Source organism: Nitrospira sp. BLG_2 (assembly GCF_049222245.1).
On sequence record NZ_JBLYIG010000655.1, the window covers coordinates 1 to 11667 of the forward strand.

General features: G+C 55.6%; 14 protein-coding genes. 11 read left to right on the forward strand and 3 right to left on the reverse strand.

Annotated elements, in window-relative coordinates; translation table 11 throughout:
- The 7 genes from ACOSYY_RS17340 to ACOSYY_RS17370 form a co-directional block, all read left to right on the forward strand.
- A partial coding sequence (locus ACOSYY_RS17340; RefSeq protein ID WP_526023342.1) for a thiaminase II/PqqC family protein occupies nucleotides 1-497 on the forward strand: 497 nt, incomplete at its 5' end.
- Complete coding sequence (gene pqqD / locus ACOSYY_RS17345) at nucleotides 466-747, forward strand: pyrroloquinoline quinone biosynthesis peptide chaperone PqqD (RefSeq protein ID WP_421664076.1); 282 nt, start codon at nucleotides 466-468, stop codon at nucleotides 745-747. The genes ACOSYY_RS17340 and pqqD, both read left to right, overlap by 32 nt.
- Nucleotides 744-1847: a pyrroloquinoline quinone biosynthesis protein PqqE gene (gene pqqE, locus ACOSYY_RS17350; RefSeq protein ID WP_421664077.1), complete on the forward strand. Its 1104-nt coding sequence runs from the start codon at nucleotides 744-746 to the stop codon at nucleotides 1845-1847. The genes pqqD and pqqE overlap by 4 nt, the downstream gene beginning before the upstream one ends.
- Before the next feature lie 8 nt (nucleotides 1848-1855).
- A complete protein-coding gene (locus ACOSYY_RS17355) occupies nucleotides 1856-2365 on the forward strand; it encodes a permease (protein ID WP_421664078.1) in 510 nt (169 codons plus the stop codon).
- 65 nt (nucleotides 2366-2430) lie between these two features.
- Complete coding sequence (locus ACOSYY_RS17360) at nucleotides 2431-3510, forward strand: PQQ-dependent sugar dehydrogenase (RefSeq protein ID WP_526023343.1); 1080 nt, start codon at nucleotides 2431-2433, stop codon at nucleotides 3508-3510.
- A 659-nt stretch (nucleotides 3511-4169) separates the two neighbouring features.
- On the forward strand, nucleotides 4170-5180 hold the full coding sequence (locus tag ACOSYY_RS17365; protein ID WP_421664080.1) for an aminoglycoside phosphotransferase family protein: 1011 nt from the start codon (nucleotides 4170-4172) through the stop codon (nucleotides 5178-5180).
- Nucleotides 5181-5924, forward strand: coding sequence for an HAD family hydrolase (locus ACOSYY_RS17370; RefSeq protein ID WP_421664081.1), 744 nt, complete (start codon nucleotides 5181-5183; stop codon nucleotides 5922-5924).
- A gap of 253 nt (nucleotides 5925-6177) precedes the next feature.
- On the opposite strand, the gene ACOSYY_RS17375 is transcribed toward ACOSYY_RS17370, so the two are convergent.
- From ACOSYY_RS17375 to ACOSYY_RS17385, 3 genes are all read right to left on the reverse strand, one after another.
- Nucleotides 6178-7020, reverse strand: a complete 843-nt coding sequence (locus tag ACOSYY_RS17375) for a RibD family protein (RefSeq protein WP_421664082.1) — start codon at nucleotides 7018-7020, stop codon at nucleotides 6178-6180.
- A 169-nt stretch (nucleotides 7021-7189) separates the two neighbouring features.
- Nucleotides 7190-7465: a PepSY domain-containing protein gene (locus tag ACOSYY_RS17380; RefSeq protein ID WP_421664083.1), complete on the reverse strand. Its 276-nt coding sequence runs from the start codon at nucleotides 7463-7465 to the stop codon at nucleotides 7190-7192.
- A 229-nt stretch (nucleotides 7466-7694) separates the two neighbouring features.
- Entirely contained in the window at nucleotides 7695-8021 is a 327-nt protein-coding gene (locus ACOSYY_RS17385; protein ID WP_421664084.1) for a hypothetical protein, read from the reverse strand.
- Between the two features lie 288 nt (nucleotides 8022-8309).
- Between ACOSYY_RS17385 and ACOSYY_RS17390 the strand changes: the two genes are divergently transcribed.
- The 4 genes from ACOSYY_RS17390 to ACOSYY_RS17405 form a co-directional block, all read left to right on the forward strand.
- Nucleotides 8310-9869, forward strand: coding sequence for an N-6 DNA methylase (locus ACOSYY_RS17390; protein WP_421664085.1), 1560 nt, complete (start codon nucleotides 8310-8312; stop codon nucleotides 9867-9869).
- Nucleotides 9870-10808 (forward strand): XamI family restriction endonuclease, encoded by a 939-nt coding sequence (locus ACOSYY_RS17395; protein ID WP_421664087.1) that lies wholly within the window; start codon nucleotides 9870-9872, stop codon nucleotides 10806-10808.
- Nucleotides 10809-11018: 210 nt separating this feature from the next.
- Nucleotides 11019-11477 (forward strand): hypothetical protein, encoded by a 459-nt coding sequence (locus tag ACOSYY_RS17400; protein ID WP_421664088.1) that lies wholly within the window; start codon nucleotides 11019-11021, stop codon nucleotides 11475-11477.
- On the forward strand, nucleotides 11478-11667 hold a 190-nt coding region (locus tag ACOSYY_RS17405; protein ID WP_421664089.1), incomplete at its 3' end, for a hypothetical protein.

The window sequence follows — 11667 nt, forward strand, 5'->3', positions numbered from 1 at the left end:
GCGAAGAGGAAGGAGAAGGCGGGCTCGCTCTATGGCTCGAATTGGCGCGAGGCGTGCATCTGGACGCCGATGAAGTGCGGAGCTTCCGATGCGTGCTTCCGGGAGTCAGGCTCGCGTGCAACGAATATGTCCGGTTCGTCCGCGAGGCGTCGCTCCTCGAGGCCGTGGCTTCATCGCTCACGGAATTGTTTGCGCCTTCACTCATGGCGCGGCGCCTCGAGGCGTGGAAACGACATTATCCTTGGGTGCGTCCGAGGTCGCTGGAGTATTTTCAGCTGCGCATCTCTCGCGCAACGCTCGATTCGAATCAAGCCGTCGAGTTCGTGGTTCGGCGCGCGACCACGTATGCTCTTCAAGAACGATGTGTGGGGGCGTTGATCAAGAAGGCCGATATTTTGTGGACCATGCTCGATCACCTCTCTATGGCGTATGTCGAAGCAGGATCAGAACGAAAGCAGGTTGCTCATGACTCTCACCACCGTCCGGCCTCGGCTTAGGCCGAAAGTTCGCCTTCGGTTCGATCGGCGCACCGGCCGTCATCTGCTCTTGTACCCCGAAACGGGACTCGAGCTGAACCATACCGCCACGGCCATTGCGCGTCTTTGCACGGGTGAATGGACGGTCGATGACATGGTAGAGCAACTGGCTCGAGCCTATGATGACGTGTCGCCTGACGAGATTAGGCGGGAAGTGTGTGAGTTTCTCGATGTCCTTTCCGACCGTGGCCTGCTTCAAAGTGTGGAATGAACAACGAGCCTCGTCCATATACATTGATTGCCGAACTCACCTATCGGTGTCCGCTTCGCTGCCCCTACTGTTCGAATCCGTTGGATTTTGCGGAGCGTGGGAATGAAATCGACACCGACACATGGCTCCGGGTCTTTCGTGAGGCCGAAGAACTTGGCGTGGTTCAACTCAACCTCACGGGAGGCGAGCCGTTGTTGAGGGATGATTTGGAGCTGCTCGTCGAGGGGGCCGGCAAGCTCGAATTGTATACGAACCTCATCACGAGCGGAATGCCGCTCACGTCCGAGCGACTCTCTCGTCTTCGCGCGTTGGGACTGAACAGTGTGCAAGTGTCGATTCAGAGCACGAGACCGTCCGTATCGGACCGAATCGCCGGCGCACCGTCGTTCAACCGCAAGCTCGATGCCATGCGGTGGGTCACATCGCTCGGACTTCCGTTGAGCATGAACGTCGTGCTCCATCGGGAGAACATCTCTGAGATCGGAGAGATGATCGCTCTGGCTGAACGTGTTTCCGCCGATCGGCTCGAATTGGCGAATACGCAGTATCTTGGATGGGCATTGAAAAATCGCCCCGCGCTGCTGTCCACTCGCGAGCAAATCGAACGGGCGCGAACCGTTGCGGCCGAGGCCAACGCGCGCCTTCGTGGAAAAATGGAGGTGCTCTTCGTCACGCCCGACTATTACACCGGATACCCCAAGTCTTGCATGGACGGATGGGGCCGCCGGTTCATCGTGGTCAATCCGGAAGGGCTCGCATTGCCCTGTCATCTGGCGCATACAATACCCGGATTGCATTTCGAGCGTGTCACGCGGCGCCGGCTCGCGGAAATCTGGCATCACTCAGAGGGGTTCAACCGATTCCGAGGCGACGAATGGTTGCCCGATCCTTGTAGAACCTGTGAACGCCGCGTCCTAGACTTCGGAGGCTGTCGTTGCCAAGCGTTTCATGTCATGGGAGATGCCGGCGTGACCGACCCGGCCTGCTCGCTCGCTCCCGGCCACGACCAGATTGAGTCGGCACGAGCTCAAGCCGATCGCACGACCGGCTTCCCCGTCCTGTTCGAGTATCGGACCGGTCGGGGGTGTTCCGCACGATGACCCGACGTATGAATGCCAGTCTGATCATGTTGCTCGTGCTGTTCGCGTCTATCGGTGCGTTCGCGTTTGCAAAAGATCGCTCGTTGCCGCTCCAGGGACTCTATGCGAGCGGTCGGCTATTCGAGAGCGTCTGGATCGAATTGCTGTTGGGCTTCCTTATTGCCGGGTTTGTCGATGTGCTTATCTCTCCGGCTCGGATCACCGCGTGGCTGGGAACCGAGACTTCGACCCGCGGAATTCTTGTGGGATGGATGGCCGGCTTAGTGATTCCCGGAGGGCCCTATCTCTTGTTTCCCATGGCGGCGAGTCTCTGGAAAACCGGGGTGCCTCCCGGCGCCTTGATCGCTCTGATTACCGCGAAAACCCTGGTCAGCCCCATCAGAATCCTGACGTATGAAGCCCCTCTGTTGGGGTGGCGTTTGACTATTGCTCGGTGCGTGCCTGCGCTCCTGGTCCCTCCGATCATGGGGCTACTGGGACAGTGGATCTTTAACCTATTCATGAGGAAGTCACCATGAGCGCAAGCCGCGGGAGAAAAAGCAAAGTCATGAATCACATTGTCGGGCTCATCTGTGCTTCGCTGATGCTGTTTGTATTCGGGAACAGGATTGAAGCGGGCTCTCTTCCTCTCGATACGATCAAACTACCTCCTGGTTTTACCATCACCGTCTATGCGGACAATGTTCCCAATGCGCGAGGTATGGCACTGGGGCGGGACGGCACTCTCTTTGTCGGTACAAAGGACAAAGGCGATGTCTATGCGGTGCTGGACAAGGACGGGGATCAGCGCGCCGACGAAGTGTTGACGATCGCTCGTGGATTGAACATGCCGGCAGGCGTGGCTTATCAAAACGGCTCGTTGTACGTGGCCGCCGTCGATCGGCTCTTGCGGTATGACGATATCGATACACAATTGAAACATGTGCCACCCCCGGTGGTCCTCACGGATCGTTTCCCCAAAGATGCCCGTCACGGATGGAAATTTATCGCCTTCGGTCCCGATGGAAAGCTCTATGTGCCGGTGGGAGCGCCCTGCAATAGCTGTGAACCCGATCCCGATCGCTATGCTCTCATCGGCCGCCTCAATCCTGACGGGAGCGGATACGAGATCATCGCGCGCGGGGTCCGAAACACAGTCGGCTTCGATTGGGACCCGACGACTCACGAGTTATGGTTCACCGAAAATGGCCGGGATCACCTCGGTGACAATCAACCGCCGGACGAACTCAACCATGCAACGAAGTCCGATTTGCACTTCGGCTATCCCTATTGCCATGGAAGAACAATTTCAGATCCTGAGTACGGGCGCAAACATGCGTGCGGAGAATTCGCGCCGCCCGCCGCCGAGCTTGGCCCTCACGTCGCCGCCCTGGGCATGCGTTTTTACACCGGCACCATGTTCCCTAAGGAATATCGGAATCAGATCTTTATCGCCGAACATGGGTCGTGGAATCGGAGCGAGAAAATAGGTTATCGAATCACGTTTGTGTCACGAGATGAGCAAGGACGAACGCGATACTCGGTTTTTGCGGAAGGATGGCTTCAAGGCCAAAGGGCATGGGGGCGTCCTGTTGACGTCCTCGTCATGCCGGATGGCGCCCTGTTGGTCTCGGACGATTCGGCCGGCGTGATCTATCGAATCACCTCTGGCGAACCCTCATGATTGCGTCCTGACGAGTCGGCTCTAGGGAGGTTGCCAGTTCAGAAGCGGCGGGAATTCCATTACTCATCCAACACGTGTTGATTTGATGAGCTCGATCTCGAAGCGCGCCTTGAAATTCCTTCGGGACGCCGCTTCTTCGGCGGATCACCGATCGGCGGAGCGTCTTTCCTAGGCTGCCGGGGAGGTTCTTGTATAGGAGGCTTCCTGGAAGCCGGCGGCTCCTTCAGAGGGCTCTTCTTGGAGGTCGGTGGCTCTCGAATCGGTCGCTTGGGCATAGCATTCAACACCTTCATGATGAATGCCAGGTATCATGACTCAATCTGAAGAAACAGGAAAGCCACAACAGCAAGAGAACAGGGCTTCGAGTGAATGTGACCATCATACCCTCGTGAAGGTTGAATCGAAAATAAGCGAGGCGGACAAAGATGTGCAGATCTATGCCTGTACGGTCTGTCGGAAGTCGTTCGTAGTCGATGCATGGTGAAGGCATCTTGAAGTCCCAGCGAATGTCCTGGAAGTTTGTCGCCATATGGAGCGTAGCCGATCGAGTATGGTATTAGGGGTCGTTTGATGAACTCGATTTCTCTAGGACGCTGACGTATCCTCCTCTCTTCTCCATGCTTACATCGTCTTGGGTTCCACGCGGCACACCCGCAACCATGCACAAAGTCTATTTGGGGAAACTCTCGGAACACGATCCGTTGCACGCGTATCTCCAGCATGACATTCAGCCGAAGATCGGCGCTGCCTCACGTCATTCGGGGTACCGTGTCTTCAGGCTCAACGGCTCACACGATGTGTACTTGTATGAAGACCGCGCGACCAACACCAAGGTCATCGGTAAGTTTTTTTTCTCCTCCACAAAGAACGATGCCGGAAAGGCTAGCTCCCGCTTGACGCGCGAATTCGACAGTCTTTGCATGATGCGTGCGTACGGGCTGACCGGCTATCCCCACCATGTTGTGAGGCCGCTGGGTCGCTATTATGCGATGAACGCGCTGCTGATCACCGAATACTGCGAGGGAGAATTACTCAGCGACGTGATCCGCCGGGTGATTCAGAGCGGGGACCACGGGACACTGTATCATGCACTCACCGCCCTCGCGTATTTCTTGGCTTCGTTCCACAACCGAACGGCCAGCGGCGTGGGGGTGGACTTCCACCAAGACTGCGCGTATCTGGACCGCCTTATTCACCGATTGCAGGACATCCGGGCACTCGAAAAAGACGAGAGAGGCGAATTATATTGGCTGCGTGACCAGTGGCGTCATCAGACGCGGATGTGGGAAGACCAGCAGGTGATCGTGCATGGGGACGCAACCCCGGAAAACTTCCTGATGGGGGACGGATTACAAGTCATGGCGTTCGATCTGGAGCGAGCCAAGCATGCGGATCGCGTGTTTGATACCGGCCGCATCGCGGGCGAATTAAAGCATTTCTTTCTGCGGGCTACCGGCAAGAAGGATGCCGCTGAGCCCTTCATCGGCCACTTTCTGTGGGAATATGCCTGCCACTTCCCCAACCGCGATCGCGCCTTTCAATCGATCACGGGAAGGACCCCCTTTTACCTCGGCATGACGTTATTACGCATCGCGCGAAATCAGTGGATCGACACGGACTACCGTCATCGCCTGATCCATGAGGCAACAACGTGTTTGAGGGCCCTGTAGATGGAGGTGAAAGGGATTATTTTCGATGTCAATGGCACGCTGACGGATATTCACACCAACGAGGGGCACGATGAGATCTATCGAATCCTGAGTAACGTGCTTTCTTATCAGGGCATTGTGCTCGAACCGCATGTCGTGAAGGATCTCTATTTCCAGATCATGAAGGAGCAACGCGCGGCCCATGATGGACGACACCCCGAATTTGATGCTATCGGCATTTTCCATACGATCCTCACGCAATACGCGACGGACTTCACACGCGGCCTGTCGCCTCAGAAACTGGAGCAACTCCCGAGACTGCTGGCCGAGACGTACCGTGCCGCCTCACGCTTTCGGTTACAGCCCTATCCCGGGGTGGTGGACACCATCCGGCGGCTGCATCAGAACTATCATCTGGCCATCGTTTCCGATGGGCAGACCGCCTATGCCGTTCCCGAGCTGAACGCCATCGGGCTCGCCGGATATTTCGACCCGATCATCATCTCGGGAGACGTCGGCGTCCGTAAGCCCCATGAACGCCTGTTCACGGACGCATTGACTGCCATGAAGATGACACCGTCCGAGGTGCTGTTTGTGGGCAATGATATGTATCGCGATGTGTATGGAGCGAAGAGAGTCGGGATGACCACGGTGTTTTGCAAATCCAACCAAGGCTTGGCGGAGAAAGAAGGCGTCAAACCCGATTATATTATTTACCAGTTCCCTGAGTTGCTCAACGCGATCCGTTTCTTCGAGGGACGGTGATACATCGGATGACGACATGTCGTTGTCGCGTGTGCCCCGGGGGGCCGATGCCGAGGTTTGCCCAATCTCCTTAGATCTCGGCGATAAGATCCTTCTGCTCAATCAGCAAAAATACTGGTATACATAAACCGAGCGTTAGCGCTTAGCTATGCGGCCCCAAGAAGTATTCGCCCGATTCGAGCCAGATGCGCACAACCGGCGGGTTGCGCTGCCATGACTTTTCGCCGGAGACGAAGCGGCGGCCTGATCGTGATCAAAGCCGGTAGCGCAGGAACAGATGGCCGCTCTTGGCCCATTTTACGGATAGCAGTGTTCCCCACATCGCCTGCTCAGGAGCCAATCCGAGCGGGCCTGAAAAAGCCGGGCGCTTCCCTGTCCAACCCCGACCAACGATTTGAGGGGCCATCGTAAGAAACAGTTCGTCAACCAGCGATTGTTTTAGGAAAGACGAGAACAACGTCGGCCCCCCTTCGTGAAGGAGGAGTTTTATTCCATAGTCGGCATGGAGCAACGCCACCATGTCGGACGGACTGAGCGTCGCGTCACCAGGAAGCGCGCGGACGGTAGCCGGCAACGTGGCTCCGTATCGTTGTTGTAAATGGGCGGCGCCTTGGTGGGTCGTCAGCACAAGGCTTCGGATCTCTTCCTGCCTAAATAACGTGTGGTCCAAGTCGATATGGCCCATGCCGCTCACGACGACATTCAGAGGATGAAGAGTACCCTTGCCTACATGCTTTCGAAGCGCGTGGAATTCCTTCTCGAATCCGGGGTACACACAGTCTGCCGTCCATATATGTCCAGGCGCGTTACGAAAGGTATCTTCTCCGATCATGACCGCATCAGCCAAGGCGCGCAGCAGTCCCATGATAAACATGTCCTCTTCATTCCTGCCGCTTATTTCCGCGCCTCCAGATTTGCCGGGGACCTTCAGCGAGACAATGCCGTCCACTGTCTGGACAAAGTTGGCGAAGATCAGCGGCCTTTCCGATGAATCGCCGAGGAACAACTCGCCATCGTAAGCTGCGCGCAGGATTTTCGTCAGAGACGGAGATGGCGGAACTCCCGTTCCATCGTATAGCGTTTTAATTTCCATCATCTTTCGAGAACGAGATCAGGGCAGTTTCCCGCGTATTCCAAAGACAGTAGAACGGGTTCAGAGCGGAGGAAGTTGAATCAAAAGGACGACCGACCAAATGGTATCTAGGGGGATGCGGCATAGCCGAGCAATCCCGGCTTCCGGTAGATCGGAAGCCGGGAGACGGGTGTTATGGCTCCGTCTTCTTGATGATTCTACCGCTATAGGCGTCGATCCAGACGGTTCGGCGATTGTTTTGATTATCCGCCAATTGCACTTCGTACACGGTATGATCGCTTTCTTTTTCCAAGTGACTTTCTATCGCCCGCGATCCGGGGATGGATGCTTCGGCCGTGCGGATGGCATCCGGCATGGAAATATGGGTGGATCGCGCCATTTTTTCCTGACTGCTACAGGCGCTTAAGGCGAAAAACATCAACGCGAACGGCAAGGCAAAATAACGCATATTGGGCCCTCCGGTTTTGAAGTAAAGATGACTTTTACTATGGTGAATTGACGAAGCAAACTTGAGGCCATGGACACACAGCCGGCGATAAGTGGGCGCCAAAGGCGAAAATGCATCTTGCGCGAATTCAAGACCGGGACGAAAGTCCCAATCTGTCTCTCAAAAGACATTGCGTCCCGATGAGTACTGATGTTCGCAGTGCCCTACGCAGCTGTTTTCGAGGCTTTCTTCAAGAATCATCCGGTTTCGTGCTGTCGCCAAGCGCCTCGCGGTTCAGGCCGGAAACGGGCGGCGAGTCGGTATTCGGCACATCACCCGGATTGCCCGCGGGGTGTTCGTTCAGGCCGACACCGATTGGGATGCCGGAGTTGCTGGTCTGCTGAGGATGAATAGGAGCATTGCCGACCGGTACGGGACCGGAACCATGATAATCATCCGGATCGTATTCGCCGGTCGCCTGGTTGCTGGGGCTTCGTTGTTCGATTGGATTTCTGACGCGCCGTCCTTTCGGACCGGCCCCGGGACTCGCATCGGATGAGGGTTTCTTCCTGGCCATAATCGCACCTCATATCGCACCTCATGATGATGTGACGTTGATCGCTCGGTTTTGAGCTTTACAAGAACCGCTGCAATGGAAATGCCGCATGGTGATGAGGCTATTTAGTGCCGCTAGGATAAGTTCGATAGATAACTGAGTACATCGAGATCAGCCGAGATAGATCTTTAGCTGTAACCAACGGATACTTTTTGTTTGACATCGATTCATGTCCTATGCATACTGCACCGAACCTTCTCATTTATTTTTATAGTGAAACTTCTTGCAGGCATTGACGGTTGAGAGCCGATGGTTTCTCCAGCAACTCAAGACTCTCTCCTCCGTCTGGCAGGTCGCTTACTCAAGTCCTGCCGCAACCGTTCACAAGACGGGTTGCTCAGCAAGACGAGAAGAGGGTTGTTGGATGGACATGACGCGCTCGGGGATTTCTATAGTCGAATCGTGCCGGCGGAACAGCGGCGTGCCCAAGGGGCGACCTTCACGCCGCCCCAAGTGGTGCGGGCGATGGTGCAATGGGCCGATGCGCAAGGGGTAACGTTTGAACGCATTATCGACCCCGGCGCCGGCTCCGGCCGCTTTGTCCTATGCGCCGCTCAGGCCTTTCCGGATGCTCGCATCATAGCTGTTGAAAAAGATCCGCACATTGTCAATCTTCTACGCGCCAATGTCGCCATCGCTGGGCTCACGAAGCGTGTTTCGATCATTGTAGACGATTACCGCTCCGTCCATCTTCCTTCAGCCGGTCGGACATTGTTCATCGGCAATCCCCCCTACGTTCGCCATCATGACATCGAGCCATGCTGGAAACGTTGGTATACCGAGACCTTTCGAGCATATGGGTTGCCTGGGAGTGCATTGGCCGGGCTCCACCTTCATTTTCTTCTCAAGACTCGTCAACTCGCGGTTTCCGGAGACTATGGTTGCTTCATCACGGCGGCGGAATGGCTCGACGTGAATTATGGTTCCACAGCGCGCGCTATGTTGATGAACGGTATGGGCGGGCAATCACTGCATCTTTTCGATACGGCATCACAGGTCTTTCCCGATGCCATGACGAGCGCTGCCATTGTGTGTTTTAAAATAGGTTCTCGTCGTCGTTCACTGAAGATATGCCGCGTTCAATCACCCGCCCAGCTTGGGAACTTGCAGGGCGGCATGACCATCTCTTTCTCGCGCGCTGAAAAACACGATAAATGGTCGTGTCTTATCCGTCAAAACGAGGCAGAGAAAAATAGTTTTATCCGGCTTGGAGAGTTATTCGAGGTGCACCGCGGGCAGGTGACCGGTATGAACAAGGTATGGATAGCCGCTGAGCAGGCGGAAGGGCTGCCGGCCTGCGTCTTGGTTCCCACCGTTACGCGCGCGAAAGAACTTATTCAAGCCTCCGGCTCCCGGCTTACGGATGCCGGTCAACTCCGGTGTGTTGTGGATCTTCCCGATGACTTTCGCCGGTTTTCGATGCAAGAACGTGAACGCATCAAAATATTTATGGCGTGGGCAGAGTTGCAAGGAGCGAAGGACGGTTATATTGCAACGCATCGCAAGCCGTGGTGGCGGGTCAATCTGAGGACTCCGGCCCCAGTCCTTATGACGTACATGGCTCGGCGTGCCCCGGTGTTTGTCCGTAACGCATGCGGAGCTAGAATTCTGAACATTGCCCACGGGCTATATCCTCGCATTCCGATCTCTGAAGACGATCTGACGCTGATTATCCGTTGGCTAAACGCCAATGTAAGCCTTGGCCGAGGTCGGACCTATGCAGGTGGGTTGACAAAGTTTGAACCAAGAGAAGTGATGCGACTCCCTATCCCACACCTTGAACGGTTGCGCCGGATGAGGATCGCTTGAATGGGCTGGTCGAAGGGCGCCCGTAAGTGGTCTCGGCAGGAAATTCTTCGGGATGTTGAACAAGCCAAGGAATTGTTCAGGCAGCGCCGCTTAGAGGAGCCTAAGGAAAGATATCTCGAAGCGTTCAAATCGCTAGAACGGGCCAATAAGAAAGTCGTGGAGCTTCTGCCCGGTCTGCTGGCTGATCCTGTTGATCCCCATTTGCTCTCATCACTGGTCCGGGAGGAAGATCTCTTCACAGCGCTCCGATATTTGGGGGCCCCGCCGATATCAGCGGACGATCTTGAAACCTTGCTGGGTAACACGCTTGCACCTACACGAATCGCTCACGATCCTGAGCGAGCGAAGAACCTGATCGACATCCTCCGTCGCATCCTTGATCCCAAGCGATTCCCATGGATCCATGAGAATCGCTCCGCTTCCAAGAGTGAAAAGAACGCGGCCGTCCTGGCATCTTGCGTGGCGGCCTCCGCTCAACGCGTTCAGACATCGAGACGATCCGATGAACGGGATGCCGTTGAAGGAGCAGTGAGGGCGCTCCTTTGCGAAATGGGATGGACGAGAGTGCCGTCGCCGAGAAAAGGCATACAGGTATTGCTTACAGATGCGCCACAAACCGGGAAATTCATGATCGGTTGCATGGTGGGCGAACATAATGCCGATATTGTCGTAAGACTGGGTGACGGGCGTGTACTCGCGTTGGAGTGCAAAGCATCGAATTCGGAAATCAATAGTCGCAAACGTATCAATAAGGAAGTGGCTGTCGATGCCGGAAGCTGGGTGAGGCAATTTGGAGAGCAGAATGTCGTTCCGGCCGCGGTTATCCAAGGAGTGTTCAGCCCTGCGTATCTTACCGTGGCACAGGAAACGCCAGTCGTATTCTTTTGGGCGCACCGGCTCACTGATCTCAAGCGATTTTTGCTTCGGTCGCAACGCTAGCCGATTTCACCCGCCAGTGCCGCAATGTCTCTTCAACGTTTCGTCCGACATTAAACTCATCCAGTGCCGCGCGGTTTGGGCCAGTGACTCCCGGTATCGGGAGTAAGAGATTTAAGGGACATCCCCAGTGTCACGCCCGGAACCACGGACGTATACTTGATTCTCCGGTAGCGAGGCGCTGCTGTACGTGAGGCAACTCAAAGGGGAACTATGATCCCGACGACTGCTCGAGTCGAGCAACACACCGATGAAGCCGTCAATGAGCAGATTCGGAAACGAACAGAACAGAGTATCTCCTACGTAGGGAGACAAGGACGTGCTCAGATCAGCCGACGGCTTGAGGAACTTGACCATGAGTGGGATATAGAACGGACATTGGAAGCGAATGCCGCTTCTATCACCCTATTGGGACTTGGGCTCGGGGCGTTCGTCAACCGCCGATTGTTCATGCTGCCTGCCGTAGTGGCAGGATTTCTCCTGCAGCATGCAGTGCAAGGCTGGTGTCCGCCCATTCCGTTCTTTCGCAGATTGGGTTTTCGGACCGCGCGAGAAATCGCCTCCGAGCGGTACGCGCTGAAAGCCTTGCGAGGAGACTTCGACGACTTGCCTATGCCGCATAACATTGAAGAAGGCGATGCCAGGCGAATCTTGGCGGCGATGAACCGCTGAATGAACAATCTTTCCCTGATGAGCCACTTTCGGACGATGTGGTCTTCAACTATTCCATCATCATCGGGACAGTATTGGTTTAAAGGCTCGTTTGAGCCCATCGACGACGTGCTGGCCGACCTATTGAACGTGGTGACGATAGACGAAGAGCAGGTTATCGTCCCAGGCGTCGCCGGGACCATCCCACTTG

Coding starts and splice junctions, on each gene's coding strand:
- pqqD (WP_421664076.1), top strand. CDS start 466: ATGACTCTCACCACCGTCCGGCCTCGGCTTAGGCCGAAAGTTCGCCTT.
- ACOSYY_RS17375 (WP_421664082.1), bottom strand. CDS start 7,020: ATGATGGAAATTAAAACGCTATACGATGGAACGGGAGTTCCGCCATCT.
- ACOSYY_RS17400 (WP_421664088.1), top strand. CDS start 11,019: ATGATCCCGACGACTGCTCGAGTCGAGCAACACACCGATGAAGCCGTC.
- ACOSYY_RS17360 (WP_526023343.1), top strand. CDS start 2,431: ATGCTGTTTGTATTCGGGAACAGGATTGAAGCGGGCTCTCTTCCTCTC.
- ACOSYY_RS17390 (WP_421664085.1), top strand. CDS start 8,310: ATGGTTTCTCCAGCAACTCAAGACTCTCTCCTCCGTCTGGCAGGTCGC.
- ACOSYY_RS17380 (WP_421664083.1), bottom strand. CDS start 7,465: ATGCGTTATTTTGCCTTGCCGTTCGCGTTGATGTTTTTCGCCTTAAGC.
- ACOSYY_RS17370 (WP_421664081.1), top strand. CDS start 5,181: ATGGAGGTGAAAGGGATTATTTTCGATGTCAATGGCACGCTGACGGAT.
- ACOSYY_RS17385 (WP_421664084.1), bottom strand. CDS start 8,021: ATGGCCAGGAAGAAACCCTCATCCGATGCGAGTCCCGGGGCCGGTCCG.
- pqqE (WP_421664077.1), top strand. CDS start 744: ATGAACAACGAGCCTCGTCCATATACATTGATTGCCGAACTCACCTAT.
- ACOSYY_RS17395 (WP_421664087.1), top strand. CDS start 9,870: ATGGGCTGGTCGAAGGGCGCCCGTAAGTGGTCTCGGCAGGAAATTCTT.
- ACOSYY_RS17355 (WP_421664078.1), top strand. CDS start 1,856: ATGAATGCCAGTCTGATCATGTTGCTCGTGCTGTTCGCGTCTATCGGT.
- ACOSYY_RS17365 (WP_421664080.1), top strand. CDS start 4,170: ATGCACAAAGTCTATTTGGGGAAACTCTCGGAACACGATCCGTTGCAC.